This window comes from Cupriavidus sp. 01L45 (assembly GCF_056399885.1).
Window position 1 is genome coordinate 1 of the sequence record NZ_JBFTSG010000098.1, and the last position, 21,695, is coordinate 21,695.

Sequence of the window (21,695 nt, forward strand, 5' to 3'; positions counted from 1 at the left end):
AGCTCGTCAGGAACGCGAAGCTGATCGTCTACCCCGGTGCGCCGCATGGGCTCACCGACACGCACAAGGACAGGTTCAACGCCGACCTGTTGGCATTCATCCGTAGTTGAAACGACGCCGAATCTGCCGGACCCCACAATGGCGCCGGCAGACTGACTCTCCATAAGAGGTCCTGGAGCGTCTCCTGAGGGTTGGCCGCTATTCGTAAAAAATCCGACGCATCTCCACTAAGTGGCTGATTTGACAAGAAAATCTATCGTTGGGTCGAGTGGCGGAGCCCGTCTCTGGAGGTCCAGCAGATAGTCCCCGAGCCGATTGATATGCTCGCGCCGGTAAGGGGAAAGCACCTTCAGCACCTCGGCATCAACGGGATGTCCCTTCTCCTGCAGTTCCTTGAACTTGCGCGACATCCACTGGACGTTGTAGAGGAGCGAGGTCGGCACCTATCGTTCGCACACAAACATGCGGCGCGCCTTTCTGCATTGTTCGAGGGCTCTAGGGCTGCGTTTGCTGGCAAGGCTGGCGCCAGATTTTGCATCGAAAGGATGCAATCTGGTGAACTTGATGCTTTATTAATACTTTGATTTATAAGGGTAATTCTTGCCTCACCGCCAGATGTTGCACGGAAAGTACGATTACCCCGTCAACGCCATCTTTCGAAGCCTTCACCCCTATCTTCGAGCGAAAGACCGAGCGATACCCCAGGCTGGCGACGACGGACACAGGCGCCCGGCCTGCCGGAGAACACGCCTACGACCAGCAGTGCATCCTTGCGGAAAAGTTCAGCAAGCTGTGCCGCGATGGCGCAGAGTGCCTGGCGATGGGGGCTTGCAATGACATTGAAGACAAGCTGGGCGCCAGCATGCGATCATTGATGCCCCGGATTTCACGCAAAGCCACGTGCCATGCCGGCGGCAGACAGGAGTGTTCGTCCTGCTGCCAATCCCCAACGCCAGCGAAGGAAGACTCGCGCTCATGACGCAACAAACCACTTTCAGCCTCGAACCCAACCCGAACGCGCTCGACGCGGCCACCCGGGATGCACTGATGCGCGACCCCGCGTTCGGCCGCGTCTTTACCGACCATATGGTGACGATCACCTGGCGTGAAGGACAGGGTTGGCAGGACGCCAAGGTCACCGCACGCAAGCCGTTCTCGATCGATCCGGCGTGCTCGGTGCTCCACTATGGCCAGGAGATCTTCGAGGGCATGAAGGCCTTTCGCGGCGCGGATGGCGCAGTAACGCTGTTCCGCCCGCTCGAGAATGCGCGCCGCTTCCAGGCGTCGGCCAAGCGCATGGCCATGCCGGCGTTGCCCGAATCCCTCTTCCTGGAAGCGATCGAGCAGTTGGTGCGGGTCGACCAGGACTGGGTGCCGCACGGCTCGGGCAGCCTCTACCTGCGTCCCTTCATGTTTGCGAACGAGGTGTTCCTCGGCATCAAGCCCGCCTCCGAATTCATTTTCTGCGTGATCGCCTGCCCTGTGGGCCCGTACTTCAAGGGCGGCGACAAGGCCGTCTCCGTCTGGGTCTCCGAGAACTACACGCGCGCCGCGCCCGGCGGTACCGGCGAGGCAAAGTGCGGCGGCAACTATGCCGGCAGCCTGGTCGCGCAGAGCGAGGCCACTGCGAACGGATGCGACCAGGTGGTCTTCCTGGATGCCGCCGAGCACCGCTGGGTGGAGGAACTCGGTGGCATGAACATCTTCTTCGTGATGGACGACGGCACCCTGGTCACGCCGCCCCTTAGCGGCTCGATTCTTCCAGGCATCACCCGGGCTTCGGTGATCGAACTGGCCAGGGAGATGGGCATGACGGTGGAAGAGCGCCGGTATTCATACCCCGAGTGGGAGGCGGATGCCCAAAGCGGACGCCTGGCCGAGGCCTTTGTTTGCGGAACGGCGGCGACGCTGGTGGCCATTGGCGAAGTGCGGTCTTCGCGGACACGCTTTGCGATCGGGAACGGCACGGCCGGCAACACCGTCAAGGTGCTAAGGGAGCGGCTGGTGGAGATTCAGCGCAACCAGGCCGCTGGCCCTGCCGGGTGGGTCCATCACGTCGGTTTGTAAGGGTGCCTTGCGGGACGCTTATGTTCGGGCTCGCCCGATCTGCCGCTTGGCAAACTGCAGGCCAAACCGGAAACCATCGCGCAGTTCGGATTCGCACCTCGCTGCGCCATGCCGGCCCCGCGCTAGCCGCCGGCCGTCATGCGGACTCCACGCCGTCCTCCACCCCGCATGACACGCTGATCTTCTCGATCAGACCGAGCAGCAGCGGCGCATAGCGCGCCACATCGCGCGGCTTGTCGCTGGGCTTGTGCGGGAAGCTGATATTGAGTCCGTACCATTGGTGGTCCGGCCCGCGGAACGCCGCGCCCACGGCGGTCAGGTGACCCGGCTGGTAGTTGGCGGTGCAATAGCCTTGCGCCTGGGCCTGGGCAATGCCGCGCGACAGTTCCTTGTGCAAGGCCGGCCATTCGTCGCCGGCCTTTTCCGCGATCCGCGCGAGGCAATGGTCACGCACGCCGGCCGGCGCCGCGGCCAGCCATGCCATGCCGATCGAGGTCAGTTCCATTGGAATCCGCGTGCCGGGCGCCACGCGCCGGGTGCGCGATACGCTGTCGCGGCTGTGGCGCACTGCGGCCAGGTAGACCATGGTGGTCTGGTCGGGCACGGCCAGGCCGACATTGACTTTTTCCGCCTCGGCAATCTTGCGCATCAGCGGCAGCGCGATATCGGGCACCGTGGTGGCGTGGTGGAAGGCGTCTGCCAGGCTTACCACCACCGCCGCCAGCCGGTAGGCGCGCTCGGTGGAGTCGTAGCGCAGGAAGCCGCTGTCCACCAGCGAGTGTGTGAGGCGGCTGACGGTGGGGCGCGGCAGTCCGGTGCGCGCAGCCAGCTCCGCATTGGTCAGGCTGGAAGAGCCGACGCGGAACGCGCGCAGCAACATCAGGCCACGTTCGAGCGACTGGCTGCCTTCGGTCTGGCGCGTGAAGCGGCCAGTACTGTGCGTGAGCGCACGGGTCGAAGGCGATTTGGGTCGGGAATCCGGCTGGGAGAGAGTATCGGGCATGTGGTTGTCGGCAGCCCCGCCAGTCCAGCTTCGGTGTGCCGCAATTTAATTTCGAATTCCGAAATTGTAGTGTAGCGCGGCAACGCGCATCGGCGAATACTGGGTGCCTTCTCACCTTCCGGAGCCTTTCGCCATGACCTCGGCATCCACCCCCGAAATTGTCCTGAGACGCGACCAGCATGTAGCGCAAATCGAGATCTCCCGCCCGCCCCATAACTTTGTCGACGCCGATGTCATGCGCCAGCTGGCCGAAGCGCTGCTCCAACTCGACGAGGACGACAGCTGCCGCGCCGTGGTGCTGTCATCCGGCGTGGGCGCCTTCTGTGCCGGGGCCGATTTCAGCGGTGCGGACCAGGGCAGCGTCTCGCGCGATCCATCGGCCTTCTACGCACAGGCCATGAAGCTGTACCGTAACCGCAAGCCCATTGTGGCGGCGGTGGAGGGTGCGGCGATCGGAGCGGGGCTGGGCCTGGCGCTGGTGGCGGATTTCCGCGTCACATGCCGCGAAGCACGCTTCAGCGCCAGCTTCAACCGGCTCGGCTTCCATCCCGGCTTTGGCATGAGCGTGACGCTACCGCGCTTGATCGGCGAGCAGCAGGCCGCACTGCTGTTGTACACGGGCAGGCGTGTCGACGGCGAAGAAGCGATGCGCATCGGTCTGGCCGACGAACTCGTGGCGCAGGCCGAGGTGCTTACCCGCGCACTGGCGCTCGCGCACGACATAGCGGCCTCGGCGCCGCTGGCCGTCGAAAGCACGCGCGAAACGCTGCGCCTGGGCCTGGCCGACCGCATTGTGGAGGCTAACCAGCGTGAGCTTGCCATCCAGCGTGTGCAGTTCGCCACCGCGGATTTTCGCGAAGGCGTGGCGGCAATGGCCGAGCGCCGCGTGCCAGTCTTCCAGCGCCGCTGAGGGGTCCGTATGCAACAGCAGAATTCCGTCTGCGCCGGTCCGCTCGAGGGCATTCGCATACTCGACCTGACGTCGGTGGTGCTGGGCCCGCTGGCCACGCAATCTCTGGCCGACCTGGGCGCGGACGTCATCAAGATCGAAGGACCGGAAGGTGACCTCATGCGCGCCAATGGCGTCTCGCGCAACGCCGGCATGAGTTCAATCTACTTGGCGCTCAACCGCAACAAGCGCTCGGTGGTGCTGGACCTAAAGACGCCCGCGGGCGCGGCGGCGCTGCGCCGCCTGATCGCCGGCGCCGACGTGCTGATCCACAATATGCGAGTGGCCGCCATCGAGCGGCTGGGCTTCGGCTATGTTGCAGTGGCGGCGTTGAACCCGCGCATCGTCTACTGCGTGGCCACCGGCTTCGGCCAGGACGGCCCGCACCGCAACAAACCGGCCTTCGACGACATCATCCAGGCCGCTTGCGGGCTGGTGTCGCTGGGCTCCGCCGCTGGCAACCGGCCCGAGTACGTGCCCAGCCTGATTGCCGACAAGACCACCGGGATGGCGCTGGCCAACGCGGTGATGGCCGCGCTGCTGCACCGCGAGCGCCACGGTAGCGGGCAAGCGGTGGAGGTACCGATGCTGGAAACCATGGCCAGCTTCGTGATGGCCGAGCACCTGGCGGGGTTGACTTTCGAGCCCGCCACCGGCGAAGCCGGCTATGCGCGCCTGCTGGGAGGCGGAAGGCGGCCGGCGCAGACTGCGGACGGATGGATTTGCGTGCTGCCGTACACGGACCGCCACTGGAAAGCCTTTTTCCACGCAGTGGGCCGCGACGACTTGGCCGATAAATACAACATAGCCAGCCGCGCGCAGCGCAACGCCCATATCCGCGCGCTGTACCAGCAGCTCACGGAAATCACGCCGGCCCGCACGACGGCAGAGTGGATGACGCTTTTCGAAACGCTGGATATCCCAGCCACCCCGATCTACACGCCGGACGAATTGCTGGCGCATCCGCACCTGGAAGCGGTCGGGCTGTTCCAGCAGACGGAGCATCCCACCGAGGGCCCGTTACGCGAGATGCGGCCCACGGCGCGCTTCTCCGCCACGCCGCTGTCGCTGCGCCGCCACGCGCCCACGCTAGGCGAGCACACCGATGAGGTATTGCGCGAAGCCGGGCTAGCCCCTGAAGACATAGCCCAGGTAACGGGCGACCTGAATGCCGGCTGACGCGGCACGCGAACCATAAAGGAGGCATTGCATGAACTTCGCACTGGAAGAAGAGCACCAGATGCTCAAGGATCTGGTGGCGCGCTTTGTGCGCGAGCAGTTGATCCCGCTCGAAGCGGGTGTACTGGCCCGCGAGGCAGAGGGCGGCCAGCTCACGCTGCTGCCGCAGGAGCAGGACAAGCTGGACGGACTGTCGCACGAACTGGGCTTGTGGGGCCTGGACGCGCCGGCTGAGATGGGCGGCGCCGACCTGCCGGTGGTGGCCATGGTCGGCGTCAACGAGGAGCTGGGAAAGACCATCACGCCTTACGACCTGCCGCCCGATTCGCCGAATCTGCGCATGCTGCTCAAGACTGCCGACGCCGCTCAGCGTGCGCGCTACCTGGAACCGTACGCGCGCGGCGAAACCGTCTCGGCGATTGCCATTTCCGAGCCAGGTGCCGGCGGCGACCCGGCCATGATGACCACCCGCGCCGAACGCGACGGCGACGACTGGGTGCTCAACGGCCGCAAGATCTGGATCAGCCGGGCCGCTCGCGCCGACTGGACCATCGTGATGGCGGTGACCGACAAGGCGCGCGGCGCGCGCGAGGGCATCTCCGCGTTCCTGGTCGACCGCGGCACGCCCGGCTTCAAGGTGGAACGGCGCATCCCCATGATCGGCGGCGCCTCCACCTACGAGGTGGTGCTGGAGGACTGCCGTGTTGCGCACACGCAGCTTCTCGGTGCAGAAGGACAGGGCTTTGCGCCGATGCAGGCGCGGCTGTCCAGCCGGCGCGTGCAGATGGCGGCCTGGTGCATCGGCCGCGCCCAGCGTGCGCTCGACATGCTGTGCGAGTACGCGCCGCAGCGCCGCACCTTCGGCGCCGCGCTCGCGGACAGGCAGGCCATCCAGTGGTGGGTGGCCGATGCCGCTACCCGCATCCACGCCTGCCGCCTGATGACCTATGAGGCCGCGGCGCGCATCGACGCCGGCGAGGAAGCGCGCACCCAGGTCTCCATGATCAAGGTGTTCGCCACGGAGATGGCCTGGGACGTGATCGACCACGCCATGCAGGCCTTCGGGGCGATGGGCATGACCAAGGAAATGCCGCTGCAGCAGATGGCCAATGAGACGCGGCTGATGCGCATCTACGAAGGGCCGTCCGAAGTACACCGATGGGTCATCGCGCGAGATCTGCTCGGCCTCAAACGTTAGTCCGTCGCAAAGACCACTCACCTCACGGAATCACCGAACCACTGACGCACCCGCACTGGCGGAACCCACTGCCGGGCGGAAGACCAAGGAGACAATATGACCCGAACCGTGAACTGTTCCCGGCGTAGCTTCGCTATCCTGACCGGCACCGCTGTCGCAGCGAGCCTGGCGGGCGTACCGTTCGCCGCGTTGGCGCAGCCGCAGGCATTTCCCAACCGGCCGATCCGCTTTATCGTGCCGTTTCCGTCCGGCAGCGGTACCGACATGACCGCCCGCATGTTCGCCAAGAAGATCGGCGAGCTGACGGGGCAGGGCGTCGTGGTGGAGAACAAGCCGGGCGGCAACGGCTTTATTGGTGTGCAGACGGTGCTCAGCGCGCCGGCGGACGGATACACGGTGTTTATCGGCAGCAACTCCACGCTATCCACCAACGCCGCTACCTTCCGCAAGCTGCCTTACGATCCGCTGACCGATTTCCAGCCCATCACGCTGCTGTCGCGGGGGCCATGCCTGATCATCGTGCCCGCCAGTTCTCCTTACCACACGCTCAACGCGCTGGTGGAAGATGCGCGCAAGCGCCCCGGTGCACTTAACTACGGTACTGGCTCGGTGTCATACACGCTGTACAGCGAATGGTTGAATGAGCAAAGCCGCATGAAGACCACGGGCGTCCCCTACAAGGGCGCGGGCGACGCGATCAACGGCGTGATGGCCGCCAACGTGGACTTCGCCGTGGTGGACGCCAGCGGCGCGATCGAACTGGTCAAGGGCGGCAAGGTGCGCGCACTGGCCTACACCGCGCCCCAACGCTCACCACTGCTGCCTGGGGTGCCGAGCGCGCCCGAAGCCGGCGTGCCGGATTTCCTGGCCTATAACTGGGTGGCGGCGGCGGTGTCCGCCAAGACCCCTGCACCCATCGCACAACGCCTTGGCGAACTGTTCGCCAAGGCCGGTGCTGCCGACGATGTCAAAGAGTATTACCAGCGCCAGTCCACCTCGCTGATACTGTCCACGCCGGCAGAACTGCGCGACTACCAGAAGGACGAGATAGCGCGCTGGAAGCGGCTGGCGGCAATCGCGAAGATCGAGCTGCTGTAAAACTGGAACACGCGCGCGAGCAACGCGCGCCGATGCCCTATGCGCGGGGCCAGGGCCGAGGCAGGAGAAATCCCGGCCGAGTGCGCTCAACGAAAGGCTGGCCGGCGTGGCCGCGCGGGGCGACTCCATCCATGACGCCGGCGTGCAGTTAGGCAAGCTGCTGCCGGATCGGGCCGAAGCTCGAAGCAACGCCTGGGTGCGCTTGCGATCGCGAGACCCTCGCATCCGACGCTCGAGTTCACGTGTGGGCTGGTGGCTGTTCTCGGCCCGATTGTTCAAGCGAGCAGCGGTTTTGACGAACACGTGTTTGACATTGGCTAGTTCCGGGATGTCGGCCTTCGTGGCCGGGTAACTGCGCAATTGGTCAGTGACGATTTTCGCGGCACGCGGCAGGAGCGAAGCACTCGGATGAAGAAGCGTTTGGCTTCGGTCTTGTCGCGCCGGTTCTTTATTCAGACTGCGCTCATGACGGGCTTGCACTCCAATGGCAAGACCGGTGTCAAAACGAAGCCTGACGCCGTGCACTAGCATCATGCAGACAAGCTTGCGCGCAGAGTACGTCGGACACCGCGTGTCGGGGAGGGAAGGTGGCTCCCTTCCATTTTGCTCGCGTACGTCGTCTTCCAGGTTGACGGACGTATGTGTCTTGACGGTGGCTCAACGGACAGGGGCGCGTTGTTGTCATGAAAAGCTTAGTTCGAGGCATCCAAAGTAAAGCGGGAAGTGGCGCGAGGCCGGATGATTCACTCGTAGTCGCTGACACTTGGACATCAACCGCTTTAAGGAGACTTGCATGCACTCCATCGACGACTCTTTGCGACCTGAAGATCACAGCCACTGATCATTCAGACCGCGACCTACGGACCGCAATGGCTGCCCGGAGATCCGGACGATGTGCCGGTGACGATGGCCGCTCAGGTGCAAAGGGCAGCGGACTGCTACAACGCGGGCGCCATCGTTTTGCACATGCAGGTGCGCGAAGCCGACGGCAAGGGCTCCAGGCGCGTGTTCATGTTCAACGAATGCTGGATCGCCTGCGCACCGCCGTGCCGAAGACGGCGCTGCAAATGGGGTTCTAAAGCTCTCTCATCTAGTTCGACATTCTCAATATTCACATTTCAACCTGGATATCCATCATCATGAACTTCCTTGACGGCCACCTGTATCCCGAGAACCAGCAGCCTCTGATCATCACAGCCGCTCCCTATGCGCCGGGCTGGATTCCCTCAGACTTCCCGGAAGATATCCCTGTCACCATGGAGGAGCAGATCCAGAAGGCGGTGGATTGCTATGAAGCCGGTGCCACCGTGCTGCATCTGCATGTGCGCGAACCCGATGGCAAGGGCAGCAAGCGCCTGTCCATGTTCAATGAGCTGATCGCCGGGGTGCGCAAGGCCGTACCCGAGATGGTCATCCAGGTGGGTGGCTCGATCAGCTTTGCACCCGAGGACGATGGCTCTGCGGCCAAATGGCTCTCCGACGACACGCGGCATATGCTGGCCGAACTCGATCCGAAGCCCGACCAGGTGACGGTGACCGTCAACACTACGCAGATGAATGTGACTGAGCATGCTGGTCTGGATGACTTCAAGGGGGTTTCGCGGGGATTCCCGCACCTCTATGCAACCTACAAGGACATGATCGTGCCCTCGAACCCCAGTTGGGTCGAGGAGCACATCCGACGCCTGACAGCCGCCGGAATCCAAAGTGAGTTTCAGTGCTACAACATCAACAGCTTTGAAACGATTGAGCGGATGATTCGCCGCGGCGTCTACAAGGGGCCACTGGTGATGAACTGGGTGGCTATCAGCGGCGGCATGGATCAAGCGAACATTTACAACCTGGCCAACTTTCTGCGTGCTGCGCCCGACGGAGCAGTGATCACGGTGGAAAGTTCGGTGCTAAATGTGCTGCCCGTGAATATGATCGGCATGGCTTTGGGCCTGCATGTGCGGTGCGGCATCGAGGATGTACTCTGGAACCAGACCCGMACGGGMAAGAKSASCTCYGTCGAGCARATCAAGCAAYTGGTGCGYATCKCCGGCGARTTYGGTCGCCCCATMGCGACAGCGAAACAGGCACGAGAGATCATGCAGATTGGGGTCTTCTACGACACGGCGGAAGAGACGCTTCAGGCCAATGGCTTCGCGCCCAATCGTAACGGTGGCAACCAGGGATTCCTGCGCAAGCCGACCTAAAGCCTTTGGGGGGAATTGACATCGTATGCTCTCTGTGCTGCCTCGGCGGCATGTTTTTGAGGCTGGCGCAATCGATGTCAGGGGGGGGCGTGACAGCGTCACGCACCGAACACAATAGTGAATTGCGGCTAATGATGTACTTACGGTCACGCACAACCAGACTGAATCAGGGCTCATGACCGGGGTCGACTGGGACCTGAAGAGGCCAATTCCGGCAATCTTCATGCGTCGATTGCGGCCGTCGGGAAACGACGGTCAGTCTGTTCTCGCGACCGAGCTGCGTGCCTACTGCAAGGATTGCTCGAGGGTTTAAATGCCTGCGCAAGATGGTGAGAGCTACTACCGGCCAAGGCGTAGCCCGCCCAAATTGACGGTCTGGTCTTGAAGCCCTCCCATTGCCGGCTGCACGTTACACAAAGGTTTTGGTAAGCGGGCCTTGTGTGCCTAGAATCCCTTTGAGCATTGGCTTGCGGGCGATTTTCATTTTCCCAGGTTTTTTTCAGGAGAATGCAATGCGAAACCACAAATGCTGGAGGAGAGGGAAATGATCATGCGTAAATTGCCTGCAGTTGGTTTAACAGTTGTGATGGCGCTCGTCTTTACGGGTGCGAGCGCCCAGCAGACACAAGAATCGAAAGCCCAACAAGGAGCAGAATCAACCCAGATTCCAAATGCGCCGCCGACCACAGCGGAAGCCAAGGCCATTATTGCCGAGCGTTTCAAGGCGGCCGACGTCAACCATGACGGCAAGCTAAGCCGGGAAGAAGCCAAGGCGGGTATGCCGGAGGTTTACAAGCGCTTTGACCAGATCGATGCCAGGAAGCGGGGTTACATAACAGAGCGTCAGATCGGTGCTTATTGGGAGGCAAAGACCAAGGAACAGATGCAGAAGGAAAATCCCATTTGGAACTGAGCCCCCTCTGCCTTAACGCCCGAAGTCGCCCAGGATTCGGAATGGCGCGTCCTACACTTCAATCTTCGAGCGGGTTCGGGCGTTCAGTGCGTTGAATCGTAGTGACGCATGTTGGCCGTCCCGGCGGGGCGAATTACCAGACCGATGCTCGGGTTTGAAGCCTTTCGCGGCGCGAGCATCCTCCCGGGCAGCATTGAAATCACGCATATGGTTGCCAAGGGGCAAACGCAGTGCATCGATGGGATGCTGCGCCCGCAGCGCAGCAATTTTATTCCCTGGCAGCATCAACTGCGCGATTCGGTTCCTGGCTGCCTCGCGCTCTGATCGCGACAGAACCCCGCACCGCTCATTTGTCGATGACCCGGCGCGCAAACCGCTCCAGATAATCCAGCAGCGCATGGGCCCCCGCCAGGGCGTGGGCCAAGAGCAGAGCTTCGCACGGCATTGCCAGGTGCTGTCTTTATGCTTTAGTCGTAGCCTGCCTAGCGTTTTGTGCGCTTTTTGAAACAAATGGAAGGTAAATGGCATTGCCGGGTGGCCGAAGCAACGGTTGCGACCAGTGGCAGGCGGCATGGTTGAAGAGCCGCCACCTTGTACAAAACAAGGCGCTGCGCGAGCGGCTGGCATCGGCGCTGATCTGGACTACATTGATTCCATCGTGATTTGACGAGGTCACTGCCATGTCCAGACAACTTGCCGTGATGATGGCGCTGCTGGCCGCCAGCGGCCTGGCGCAGGGCGTCACCAAATGCCGGAGTGGAGGCGAAGTCCTCTACACGTCGGCGTCCTGCCCGGCCGGCTACATGAATGTCACCGGCACCATGCAGGGCCACCTGCTCACGGTGCCCAACGCTACGAAAACCCTTCGGGAAAATCAGGCCTACTTGAGTATCCGCGCGCAGACAGCGGAGCAGGTCAGGGCGCAACGGGCGCGGGACGAGGAATGGAACTTGCGGACCCAGAACCTCTTTCTGAACCAGTGCCTGATTCTCGACTACCGGGTGCGCGCGACTGAACGCGCAATGAACGAGACTGAGTACTGGAGCCGCGCCGATCGCTACCGCAAGGGTGTCGACGCGCTGCGTGCCCAGCAGTACTACCTGGGCTGCTTTGGCTGACTGCCGAAGTCAGCAACGAGTTTACGGCATCCGCAATGTCCTTGAAATGTCGCGGGAATCTGCTAGTAGTGGACTTTAGAGGCCGCACTGGAAGGGAAAGGAGGGCGTCATGGTGAGTCGCGTCGAAGCGGTTCTGGACAAGTATGGCCTCCAGGCTGGCGCCATGGAGCAAGCGATTTACCTCAAGGTTTCCGTAACTGACGTGCGGGGACTGGGTGTGTCGGGCCTTGGGATCAAAAGCTTTCGGGCGGTCGACCTCGGAGCGTTCCGGAACGTTGAGCACACCGAAATCACCGGTACGGGCCAATTCGATATTGTCCAGGTCGATCAAGTCTCTGCACCGCCGGGAGCCGATGCCTTTTCGGTCGAGGCCTGTAAAGGCTATTACATCCTTCGTGTTGCGAAACCCGCGAACGGTTGGCGTCCACACATGACGCTCGGGCTTACGGTCCAGGTACTCAGGGACCTACGGCTAACGCCTGGCTTCGGAGGGCCGACAGATGGCACGCATGGTGCGGCCACCTACGACTACTGCCACACGCTGGTGCAAATCGATTTCCTGTAGTGCTATGGCGGCGACGGCGCGGGGCTAGCACAAGAATTCGGGTCATCGATTGTGGATACAGACCCCGATCTGTTTTGTCGTTGCCGCTTGACTGAAGGTGAGGGTGAGCGGCGGCGGCAGAATCCTGACGTTTACTCCTTCGCTAAGCTCCGATGCGGCACCAACAAAGCATCGATGAAGGGGGCCTTCTGCGCAAGATACTCACCGATGCCTCCACGGTTATTTGATTCGAGCTGAAATTTCAAATCCTGATACTGCTGTCGTATACCGGGATCGCTCCTAAGAAGATCGCCAAAACGGAGCATTCGCTCAATCTGCCAGTGGCCACTGACACATACATGCACCTTGTGGGTTCGCACCCCATCAACATCGCGACGATAGAAGTGGTGCCCTGATGAAAGATCACTTCCCCGAACGTAACCCAGTACATACATGAAACTGTCTCGCGCTGCCTCGTCCCGATGCTCTGACACCTCAACCAAGAGGTCGATTTCTGGCTTGGCTGCAAGTCCGGGAACAGCCGTGCTCCCGACGTGATAGATATCGACAAATTCAACACCAAAGACTTTCGCTACGCGCTCTTTCTCGCTGGCGAAAAGGGCAGGCCATCTGCTGTCATAGTGGGAAATTTTACTGGTAAGCGCCATTTTGCCTCATTCTTCCAGAAAAACTGGAATTGTCCGTTCCGTTGAGTGGCCGTGGCTGCTTCTGCAACCGCTGCTGGAAGCGGACATTCTGATTTGGCCTCTACACAGGTTTTGTCTAGGCTGTTTTTAGATGTCAGTCGGCTGGCTAAACTGAAATGTCAGTGCGGTCGTGCTTTTTGTGGTTTAGCCGTAACGCGGTCAAGCTGGCCGGAAGGGGAGAAGCCAGCACAGGGTGGGGCGGTGGTGCCGGCGATGGCGCGCTCCAGATCCAGCCGATTGATCAGCCGCTGGCGCTTGGTGCACAGTTCGATCCGCCCGTCCGGATATTCCGCCACCTCGAGATAGCGGTGGATTAGCCGTCTGAGCTCGGGCCGATCCTCCAGCAGGTACATCACCTTGTCGTACTGCAGCGTCAGGCTCTGCGACACCTTGCGCCATTCGCGCCAGGTGAAGATCCGCGTCAAATCCTCGTCAACGCGCAGCGGCCGGTGGGCATCGAAGTCGCTGCGCGGCGGCTTGCCAAAGCGGGCATTGAAGTCGGCGATAAAGGCCGGCGCAAAGGCATTGGCGATTGGCATGGTGCTAATGCCGCGCAGCCGCAGCTCCTTGACCAGCCGGTCCTGCAGCGTGCCGTTCATCCGCTCCACACGGCCTTTGGCGGGGCTGGTGTTGGCGCACAGGATGTCGATGTTCAGCTCGTACAGGGCCCGCCCAAACTGCGTGTAGCCGCGCCCTTCGGCTGCTTCCTGGCGATTGACCCGGAAGATGCTCGCCTTGTCGCTGTAGAACGCCATCGGCTTGCCATGGTGCTCGACATAGGCCCGCGTTGCCTCGAAGTACGCCTGCGTCGATTCGGTCGGCACGAACAGCAGCTGCATCAGCCGGCTGGTGGCATCGTCGACATAGACCAGCAGCGTGCAGGCCGGCGCCCGCTCCTCGAACCACGCATGGTCGCTGCCATCGATCTGCACCAGCTCGCCCAGACAGGCGCGGCGCCTGCGCGGCTGGTGGACCTTGGGCGGGCGCAGCTTCCTCGGCACCCAGAAGCCAGCGTCGATCATGATCCGGCGCACGGTCTCCTTGGCCAGCGTGATGCCATGGCGCTCGCGCAGCTTCTCGCAGGCCAGGGTCGGGCCGAAGTCGGCATAGGTGTCGCGGATCAGCCTGCGGACGCGCGATTCGAGCCCGGGCGGCAATTGATTGTTGCCCGGCAACCCTTGATGGCTATTTAGCAAACCAGGCGCACCGACGGTCTGATAGTGCCGCAGCAGACGCAGCGTCTGGCGTGCCGTGAGTCCCAGCCTCGCTGCCGCGATACCGGTCTTGAGAAAGCCGTCCGCCAGCGCCTGAATGATCTTCAATCGATCGATTTGCCGCATGGTCAGGGGGATGGTGTCCGGTGCCATGGCAGCCTCCAGTAGACTGGAAACCGCTCAGGTTACGCTTGGCAAACTCGGACATTTGAACTTGGCTATAAACGGACATTACAACTTAGCCCTGACATCGTTTGAGCACATAACGTTTATTATGTTAAATTATTGCAAATAACAATGAGTGCGGCGATCCCATTGGTTTGAATGGGACCCCGACAACTGCGAAAGCCTGCAGGCAGCGACTGCCCAGCGCTCGATATCCAGCCGCGGTCTTGGGGTTGGCAGCAACGCGCAAGCCTGCGCAGATTGCTACTCGGTGGAAGTCCCTTCCATTCGATTACCCCGGCATGGGCGCGCCGAGGATTTCCGCCAGCGCGTGCGTGCCGCGATCGCACAGTATCGGCAAGTTGCAAAAGACGTGCGAATTAAGCTGGATTAGGCTCCCCCTATCTACCACTCTGGACCGTTTCAGCTCACGCCCATTGTGTGCGTCAAGGGCCGGCAGCGTACCTGCAGACTAGCGAGCCCCCGATAGACGGGGTTCCCGGTCCAGCGCGGAGTTGTATCCAGGAGTTCTAGCCTGGGCCAGCGGGCCAACAGCGCCCGAAACGCAATCTCCGCCTCCATCAACGTCAGCGCGGCGCCAATGCAGAAATGCGGGCCATGTCCGAACGACAAGTGGGAGCCCTCCCCCCGGGAGATATTCAGGCTGTCCGGGTTGCTGTAGCGCGCCGGATCGCGATTGGCAGCGCCGATCAGGGGGACCACTAACTCCCCGCGCCGCAGCCGGCGCCCATGGAGGACCACGTCCGTGGTGACCCGCCGCCCTGTGTATTGGACCGGACTCTCGTAGCGCAATAGCTCGCGCAAGGCATTCGGCAGCAACTCGGGAGTCCGCTGCAGGCGCCGCCATTGATCCGGATGGCTCAGCAAGGCATACAGTCCATTGCCGAGTAGATTGCGCGTCGTCTCATGTCCCGCGAACAGCAGCATGGCGCATTGCGCCAATAGTTCGGCCCCGGACACCACCTCGCCACTGGCCTCGGCTCGCAGCAGGTGTCCGATCAGATCGTCGCCTGCTGCGTCCGGCACCTTTGCCCCTTGCGCCCGGCGTCGCTCGAGCGTTGCCTCGAAGGCGGCACACATCTTGAGCAAGCTAACCTGCGCTCGTCGTTTTAGAGCCGGATCAGGGTCCAGTGCGCCGATGAAGGCGGCCAGATCCTCGGACCAGGCCAGGAATTCAGGCTGGTCTTCCGCGTCCATGCCGAGCAGGCGTGCAATCACCATTGCCGGGAGCGGTCTGGCAATCCTCTCCATGAAATCAAACTGCCCCGCTTCGTCAATGCCATTCATCAATCCGGCCACCATGTGCTCGATCGCGCCTGCGCTGGCGCGTAGGGCTGACGGCCGGAAGCCGGCACTGAGCACATGCCTCAGCCGCGTATGATCCGGTGCGTCGAGAAATAACATCGCCCGGCTGAACAGGCGCTGAAAGGGACAGAGCGCCTGGCGCGATTCCTCGCTGCCACGCATCACCCAGCCACCCGTGCGCCGCGCTGAGTAGAGGGGATCGCGCAGCACGGCCTCGACGTCTTCGTGCCTTGTCAGCAACCAGGCGCCGCTGAAGAACTCCTCGCTCCAATGGATAGGGCCAGCCTCACGCAGCTCGCGGTAGAGAGGATAAGGATCGCGCAAGAATGTGGCGTTAACAAATGGGCGACAGGGAACTGGCTTCCCGATCACCGCTTCCGCATGCGCCACGGCCTCCGTGCTTAGCATTGTCGTACTCATGCTGATGGTCCTTGGGAGCACATTCCGAGCCTGGCGAGTGTGGCGAAGCGGGCTGGCGCGCTCATGCCGCATCCCGCTGCATCAGCACGGCAGACAGGCTGTCCAGCAAGCGCGCTATGTCGCCCGCGGTGTGCGCTGCCGAGAGCGCGACACGCAGGCGCGCCGTGCCTTCGGGCACCGTTGGCGGCCGGATGGCCGTGACGCGGATGCCATCGGCTTCCAGCGCGGCGGAGAGGGCCATGGCAGCGGCATTGCCTCCTACGATCAGTGGTTGGATAGGGGTATCGCTATCGACCAGCCGCCAGCCGGCCTCCGCATGGCAGGCCTGTAATGTTTCCAGGCCTGCTCGCAGCTGTCCAATAAGTTGCGCCATATGGGCCCGGCGCCGGCGTCCCTCCTCGCCCGCGATTAGCGCCAGGCTGGCCAGCAGCGCATGCGCTGCGGCCGGCGGCGCGGCCGTAGTGTAGATATAGGGCCGCGCCACATTGACCAAATGCTCCACGATGGTTGGGTGCGCCGCCACGAAGGCGCCCGCTACGCCGGCGGCCTTGCCCAGCGTGCCGATGTAGATGAAGCGTTCGGAGGCCAGTCCCAGGTGCTCCAGGCCGCCGCGACCGCTCTCCCCCAGCACGCCAAAGCCGTGGGCGTCGTCGACCACGATCCAGGCATCGTGGCATTCGGCTAATGCCAGCAATTCGACCAGCGGGGCAAGGTCGCCATCCATGCTGAATACGCTGTCGGTTACGATCAGCTTGAGGGGGCTGTCGCTACCGGCCAGCAGTCTCGCCAGTGCAGTGGTGTCGCCATGCGGGTAGCGTTTGACATGGGCGCGCGCCAGAAGCGCCCCGTCGATCAGCGAGGCATGGTTGAGCTTGTCGCAGAACAGGGTAGCGCCGGCCGTGCCCAACGCGCTCAGCACCGCCATGTTTGCCATGTAGCCGCTACAGAAATAGAGCGCCTGCGCCTCGGGGATATGTGAATCCATCCACCGCGCCAACTCGTTCTCCAGATGGTCGTGGGCCAGCGAGTGCCCGTTAACCACGTGGGAGGCACCGCTGCCCGCGCCATAGCGGTAAGCGCCCTCGGCAAAGGCGGAGATAACGGTGGGATGGTTGGCCAGCCCCAGGTAATCGTTGCTGCAAAAACTCAACAGCGTGCGCTGCTCGCCGCATTCATTGCTGACCGCCTGATGTGGCGCGCAGGCTGTGTGTGTGACGCGCCGCCTGCGCGTCATGGCGCGTTCGGCGCGCTCGGCGGCGGCTTGTGTGAGTCGGTCAAGCAGTATGGCAGCATTGGCGGACGATTGGGGAAATGCATCTTAGATGCGTATCCGCGCTAATGGCAAACTGGGCTGTCGGCCAATTTTGCGAACATGTTGTACGAAGAAGCCGGCAAAATTGCGTAAAGTGTCGCTCTTTGTGCTGAATGGCACCCATCAGCGTGTACGCTCTAGAAGCGGCACTATCCTCGCTTCGCCAAAACACGGAATCCGCATCCAATGCCACCGGAGGCAACCCGCCCCCTTTTTAGCGTGTATCCGAAACGGGCATAGCGCCGCCTCGCGAGACGAATAAGGTTTAAGTTGCACAAATTACATCTCGCTGAAAATTGCGCGTGTCGTGCCACGCGGAGAAAGCGCAGAAGCCGCAGGCGGGCAAAGGCGCAAGTGCGCGCGCCAGGCCGCCGTCAGGGCATCTTTCGGATACCGCAGCGGCGCTGGCACGCTATCTGCCTGGATGAGGCCTTCCTGTTTGTTCTTGCCGACCCTCTTTCCAGGATTCACCATGCCAAAGACGCCTGCTTCCAAAAAGACTTCGTCCCCGAGGCCTTCCAACTGCAAATCCGGCGGCAACGGTGCCAGGCAGCCCACGCCCGCCGGCAGCGGTGCCGCGCCGGACACAGTCACGGGTGTCTCGACCAGCGACGTGACGCAGACCGCAAGCCGCGTGGTTACCGGCGCGGATGCCGCATATGACCGCGCCGTGAAGGAGCGGCTGTCTCCCCAGCCGAAAGTGCTGGGGTCCGACACGGTCGGCAATGTGGTTTCCAACGAAGACCGCGTGCTGACCACCAACCAGGGCATGCCGATTGGCGAAGACGACAACTCGCTGCAGCTGGGCGCGCGTGGGCCGACCTTGCTGGAAGATTTCCTGCTGCGCGAGAAAATCACCCACTTCGACCATGAGCGCATTCCCGAGCGCGTGGTCCATGCGCGCGGCGCCGCCGCGCACGGCTATTTCGAGCTGCACGAATCGCTGGCCGACTACACAACCGCTGACTTCCTGCAACGCACCGGCGCGCAGACACCGGTGTTCGTACGCTTCTCCACGGTAGCGGGTTCGCGCGGATCCGCGGACCTGGCGCGCGATGTGCGCGGATTTGCCGTGAAGTTCTATACGCGGCAGGGCAACTACGACCTGGTCGGCAACAATATGCCGGTGTTCTTTATCCAGGACGCCATCAAGTTCCCGGACTTCATCCACGCGGTCAAGCCCGAGCCGCACAATGAGATTCCGCAAGCCGCCTCGGCGCACGACACCTTCTGGGACTTCGTGTCGCTGCAGCCGGAATCCATGCACATGGTGTTGTGGACCATGTCCGGGCGCGCCCTGCCGCGCAGCTTCCGCACCATGGAAGGCTTTGGCGTGCATACCTTCCGGCTGATCAATGCGCAAGGCCGCGCCACCTTCGTCAAGTTCCACTGGAAGCCGGTGCTGGGCGCCCATTCCCTGGTGTGGGACGAAGCGCTCAAGATCAATGGCAAGGACCCGGACTTCCACCGGCGCGACCTGTGGGAATCCATCGAGAACGGCGCCTTCCCTGAGTACGAACTGGGCGTGCAACTGGTGCCCGAGGAAGATGAGCACCAGTTCGGTTTCGACCTGCTCGACCCGACCAAGCTGATCCCCGAGGAGCTGGTGCCGGTGCGCCGCGTAGGCAAGATGGTGCTGAACCGCAACCCGGACAACTTTTTCGCCGAGACCGAGCAAGTGGCATTCCACCCCGGGCATCTGGTGCCGGGCCTGGATTTCACCAACGATCCGCTGCTGCAAGGCCGACTGTTCTCCTACCTGGATACCCAGCTCACACGGCTTGGCGGGCCCAACTTCCACGAGTTGCCGATCAACCGGCCGTTGTGCCCGGTGCACAACAACCAGCGCGACGGCTTGATGCGCCAGACCGTGGTGAAGGGCCGCTCCAGTTACCAGCCCAACGCGGTGGGTGGCGGCTGCCCGTTCCTGGCGGGCGACACCGATGCGCATCTGGGCTACGCGGAAGCCGCCGCCGAAGGCGCTGCCAAGGTACGCCGGCGCAGCGAGACTTTTTCCGATCATTTCTCGCAGGCCAACCTGTTCTGGCGCAGCCAGTCCGACACCGAGAAGGCCCAGATCGTCGATGCCTACACGTTCGAGCTCTCCAAGGTCGAGATCCCCGCCATCCGTGCCCGCGTGGTCGGCCAGTTGGCCCATATCGCGCCCGAGCTGGCCAGCGGCGTGGCCAGCAAGCTTGGCATTGAGGTGGAGTCCGTGGGCGAGCCGGTCGAGATCGATGACTACGGTATCGCGGCTTCGCCCGCGTTGAGCCTGGCGTCCCAGTCCAAGGGGAACATCCGGGGCCGCAAGATTGCCGTGCTGGTGGCGGACGGCGTCAGCGGCGCGGCGGTGGACTCGCTCAAGACGCGCGCCGCGGCAGCCGGGGCGTCCGCCAAGGTGATCGGCCCGCGCGCCAATGGCGTCACCTCAGCGGAAGGCAAGGCCGTGCCGGTCGATCACGCGCTGCCGTCCGTGGGTTCGGTGCTGTTCGACGCCGTGTACGTGCCCGATGGCGATGTCAGCGCGCTGCAGGCCGAACCGGCTGCCCTGCTCTTTATCTGCGAGGCCTACAAGCACTACAAGCCGGTCGGCGCCGGCGGCGCTGGCGCCGTGCTGGTTGCGGCAGCCGCGCGCGCCGCCGGTATAGAGGGCGGCTTTGCGGGGCCGGGCCTGGTGGTGGGCAAGAAGGACGCGAGCGCCCAGCACGATGCGTTCCTCGAAGCCGTGGGTGAGCATCGCTGGTGGGCGCGCCCGGACGCCGCGCGCATCATGGCCTGAAGGACTGGTGCCGTGCGCGAGCCGCGCAATATCGGGAAGGGAGCCGGTGCGCAACAGGACTATTAAATCCGGGCGCGCGATCAAACCAAAAGGTGACGCATAAAGCACACAAACTATTATGTAAAATCATCCAGAAAAACTACGAGAGACGGGTTCGGTTGTCATTTTCGCGCCGCGCCCCCCATCACAACACCCGATGCTCGATATTCAGACGTTCGATACGGCGCGCTATGATCCGTTTCCACCGCATCGGCAACTAGCGCAGAACGGCGTTGCGCCACGGCCCGTTCTGATGCGGATCGACCCGATCAACAGAGAAGGAATTCGTCTTGGCGCTCAAAAAACCCGCATTGCACTCTGTCTGGCAAAACGACCAGGGAGACGCATTCATCGTCCTCGACGTGTTTGACCCAGCAGAAGACGGGATGGGGGACGACGACTATCTGCCCGGCTACTACCTCGTTACGTTTGTTGATTACGACGAGCGCAACGAGGCCGATATCGCTGGGGAGGAATTCGACAACGAGCAATGGAGCGCGCTCGTTAAGTCGCTCGACCTCAAGCAGAGCGGCGTGGAGCCCGGTGATTACGCAATTTGACACGCCATCACCAGCGCGGGGTTTTGCGCGTCTGCGGCTCGCTAGCACCGCCCTGTTCTAGCGCAGCGCATTCTGCTGCGTCTAACCGCGGCCTTCGCCCAACTTCTGCCCATTTTCGCGGAAGACGCCTGCCGGCATTCTGAAGAGCCGCCTAGAAGCAGTACTGCCCTCGCTCRCCCCAAAACACGGGAACAGCCATCCAAGGCAACCGGCGGCAATCCCCATTTTTAACGTATATCGGAAACGCGCAAGCGCTGCCTCGCGAGACGAATAAGGGTTCGAAACGAAGAGCGCGGTACCGCTACTGACGTGCGCGCTGCCGGCCCTGTGGCGCCTCYAGCCGACCCTTTGCGTGGAATTCGCGTGGGGACGCCAGCGCCCGCCTGCTAAACCTGCTGGACGAGGGCCGCATTGATGTGGCGATGTCGCAGCAGCGTGAGCCGGCGGCCCGACGTGGTAGCGCCTTGATACCGGCATTGGCGAGTTCGCGCTCCAGTGCCAAGCGCGCTCTCGGCGCTGGCTACGGCCACGGTTCGTTCCTGATCGATCTCGAGCAGCGCGCGTGCCCCGCTCCCGGGCCACCGCGACCGCTCGCGGGTGCGCTCCAGGTCCATCGAGAATTGGGTGCGCAACCCCTGCAACTGCCTTCGAGCGCCACCACTTGACGTATGCCCTCCTCCTGACGCGCCTGCGTGGCACATGTATTTGGGCGCGTACAATCGGCGCGCTCGAGCCTGGGCGGAGTGACAACCCCGAACATGCAACCGGATAACCTTGGCCCGCGCCAAAAAGTGAACTTTAAATCCCTCAATCTTTTCGTGGCCAGCAGCTTTGTGCTTGCTGTTGCCATTGCCGCCGTAGGGGCCGGTGCGCTCCATGAAATGCGCCAGGACGCGTATGCCCGCG

20 protein-coding genes and 3 pseudogenes are annotated in these 21,695 nt (G+C 62.6%); 15 read left to right on the forward strand and 8 right to left on the reverse strand.

Going from position 1 to position 21,695, the window contains the following annotated elements; all coding sequences use genetic code 11:
- Positions 1-110, forward strand: a pseudogene (locus AC1DT6_RS38865) (alpha/beta fold hydrolase); the annotation flags it as partial.
- 117 nt (positions 111-227) lie between these two features.
- On the opposite strand, the pseudogene AC1DT6_RS38870 reads toward AC1DT6_RS38865, so the two are convergent.
- Positions 228-431 (reverse strand): annotated as a pseudogene (locus AC1DT6_RS38870) (Tn3 family transposase); the annotation flags it as partial.
- Positions 432-975: 544 nt separating this feature from the next.
- Between AC1DT6_RS38870 and AC1DT6_RS38875 the strand changes: the two are divergent.
- The gene (locus AC1DT6_RS38875) at positions 976-2,067 is read left to right on the forward strand and encodes a branched-chain amino acid aminotransferase (RefSeq protein ID WP_441635293.1); all 1,092 of its coding nucleotides are present in this window, start codon (positions 976-978) and stop codon (positions 2,065-2,067) included.
- A gap of 136 nt (positions 2,068-2,203) precedes the next feature.
- Here AC1DT6_RS38875 and AC1DT6_RS38880 read toward each other — a convergent pair whose 3' ends face one another.
- Entirely contained in the window at positions 2,204-3,070 is an 867-nt protein-coding gene (locus AC1DT6_RS38880; RefSeq protein WP_441635295.1) for an IclR family transcriptional regulator, read from the reverse strand.
- Between the two features lie 133 nt (positions 3,071-3,203).
- On the opposite strand from AC1DT6_RS38880, the gene AC1DT6_RS38885 reads away from it, so the two are divergent.
- From AC1DT6_RS38885 to AC1DT6_RS38900, 4 genes are all read left to right on the forward strand, one after another.
- Positions 3,204-3,980 carry an enoyl-CoA hydratase/isomerase family protein gene (locus AC1DT6_RS38885; RefSeq protein ID WP_441635297.1) on the forward strand — a complete coding sequence of 259 codons (777 nt, stop codon included), beginning with the start codon at positions 3,204-3,206 and terminating at the stop codon, positions 3,978-3,980.
- A 9-nt stretch (positions 3,981-3,989) separates the two neighbouring features.
- Positions 3,990-5,198: a CaiB/BaiF CoA transferase family protein gene (locus AC1DT6_RS38890; protein ID WP_441635299.1), complete on the forward strand. Its 1,209-nt coding sequence runs from the start codon at positions 3,990-3,992 to the stop codon at positions 5,196-5,198.
- A gap of 31 nt (positions 5,199-5,229) precedes the next feature.
- Positions 5,230-6,396, forward strand: a complete 1,167-nt coding sequence (locus AC1DT6_RS38895; protein ID WP_441635301.1) for an acyl-CoA dehydrogenase family protein — start codon at positions 5,230-5,232, stop codon at positions 6,394-6,396.
- A gap of 96 nt (positions 6,397-6,492) precedes the next feature.
- Entirely contained in the window at positions 6,493-7,494 is a 1,002-nt protein-coding gene (locus AC1DT6_RS38900; RefSeq protein WP_441635303.1) for a Bug family tripartite tricarboxylate transporter substrate binding protein, read from the forward strand.
- A 151-nt stretch (positions 7,495-7,645) separates the two neighbouring features.
- Here the strand turns inward: AC1DT6_RS38900 and AC1DT6_RS38905 are convergent.
- Positions 7,646-7,946, reverse strand: a pseudogene (locus tag AC1DT6_RS38905) (DDE-type integrase/transposase/recombinase); the annotation flags it as partial.
- A gap of 442 nt (positions 7,947-8,388) precedes the next feature.
- Between AC1DT6_RS38905 and AC1DT6_RS38910 the strand changes: the two are divergent.
- The 7 genes from AC1DT6_RS38910 to AC1DT6_RS38940 all read left to right on the forward strand — a co-directional run bounded on the left by AC1DT6_RS38910 (position 8,389) and on the right by AC1DT6_RS38940 (position 12,288).
- Positions 8,389-8,637, forward strand: a complete 249-nt coding sequence (locus AC1DT6_RS38910) for a 3-keto-5-aminohexanoate cleavage protein (RefSeq protein ID WP_441635305.1) — start codon at positions 8,389-8,391, stop codon at positions 8,635-8,637.
- The gene (locus AC1DT6_RS38915; protein WP_477115495.1) at positions 8,634-9,692 is read left to right on the forward strand and encodes a beta-keto acid cleavage family enzyme; all 1,059 of its coding nucleotides are present in this window, start codon (positions 8,634-8,636) and stop codon (positions 9,690-9,692) included. The genes AC1DT6_RS38910 and AC1DT6_RS38915 overlap by 4 nt, the downstream gene beginning before the upstream one ends.
- 544 nt (positions 9,693-10,236) lie before the next feature.
- Positions 10,237-10,605, forward strand: a complete 369-nt coding sequence (locus tag AC1DT6_RS38920; RefSeq protein ID WP_441635308.1) for a CREC-EF hand family protein — start codon at positions 10,237-10,239, stop codon at positions 10,603-10,605.
- 108 nt (positions 10,606-10,713) lie between these two features.
- Positions 10,714-10,929, forward strand: a complete 216-nt coding sequence (locus AC1DT6_RS38925; protein ID WP_477115496.1) for a hypothetical protein — start codon at positions 10,714-10,716, stop codon at positions 10,927-10,929.
- A gap of 197 nt (positions 10,930-11,126) precedes the next feature.
- Positions 11,127-11,267: a hypothetical protein gene (locus tag AC1DT6_RS38930; protein ID WP_441635312.1), complete on the forward strand. Its 141-nt coding sequence runs from the start codon at positions 11,127-11,129 to the stop codon at positions 11,265-11,267.
- Between the two features lie 18 nt (positions 11,268-11,285).
- Positions 11,286-11,723 (forward strand): hypothetical protein, encoded by a 438-nt coding sequence (locus AC1DT6_RS38935; RefSeq protein WP_441635314.1) that lies wholly within the window; start codon positions 11,286-11,288, stop codon positions 11,721-11,723.
- Positions 11,724-11,832: 109 nt separating this feature from the next.
- Positions 11,833-12,288 (forward strand): hypothetical protein, encoded by a 456-nt coding sequence (locus tag AC1DT6_RS38940; protein ID WP_045242856.1) that lies wholly within the window; start codon positions 11,833-11,835, stop codon positions 12,286-12,288.
- Positions 12,289-12,419: 131 nt separating this feature from the next.
- Here the strand turns inward: AC1DT6_RS38940 and AC1DT6_RS38945 are convergent, their stop codons facing one another.
- From AC1DT6_RS38945 to AC1DT6_RS38965, 5 genes are all read right to left on the reverse strand, one after another.
- Entirely contained in the window at positions 12,420-12,935 is a 516-nt protein-coding gene (locus AC1DT6_RS38945; RefSeq protein WP_441635316.1) for a GrpB family protein, read from the reverse strand.
- A 158-nt stretch (positions 12,936-13,093) separates the two neighbouring features.
- Positions 13,094-14,341 (reverse strand): ISNCY family transposase, encoded by a 1,248-nt coding sequence (locus tag AC1DT6_RS38950; protein ID WP_477115497.1) that lies wholly within the window; start codon positions 14,339-14,341, stop codon positions 13,094-13,096.
- A 435-nt stretch (positions 14,342-14,776) separates the two neighbouring features.
- On the reverse strand, positions 14,777-16,099 hold the full coding sequence (locus tag AC1DT6_RS38955) for a cytochrome P450 (protein WP_477104728.1): 1,323 nt from the start codon (positions 16,097-16,099) through the stop codon (positions 14,777-14,779).
- Between the two features lie 61 nt (positions 16,100-16,160).
- Positions 16,161-17,384, reverse strand: coding sequence for an 8-amino-7-oxononanoate synthase (gene bioF / locus AC1DT6_RS38960; RefSeq protein WP_477104731.1), 1,224 nt, complete (start codon positions 17,382-17,384; stop codon positions 16,161-16,163).
- 306 nt (positions 17,385-17,690) lie between these two features.
- On the reverse strand, positions 17,691-18,005 hold the full coding sequence (locus AC1DT6_RS38965) for a hypothetical protein (RefSeq protein ID WP_477104729.1): 315 nt from the start codon (positions 18,003-18,005) through the stop codon (positions 17,691-17,693).
- 19 nt (positions 18,006-18,024) lie between these two features.
- Here AC1DT6_RS38965 and AC1DT6_RS38970 point away from each other — a divergent pair, with 19 nt between their 5' ends.
- Positions 18,025-20,190 carry a catalase gene (locus AC1DT6_RS38970; RefSeq protein WP_477115498.1) on the forward strand — a complete coding sequence of 722 codons (2,166 nt, stop codon included), beginning with the start codon at positions 18,025-18,027 and terminating at the stop codon, positions 20,188-20,190.
- Between the two features lie 329 nt (positions 20,191-20,519).
- Positions 20,520-20,789, forward strand: coding sequence for a hypothetical protein (locus AC1DT6_RS38975; protein ID WP_477115499.1), 270 nt, complete (start codon positions 20,520-20,522; stop codon positions 20,787-20,789).
- The last annotated feature ends 906 nt before the right edge of the window (positions 20,790-21,695 follow it).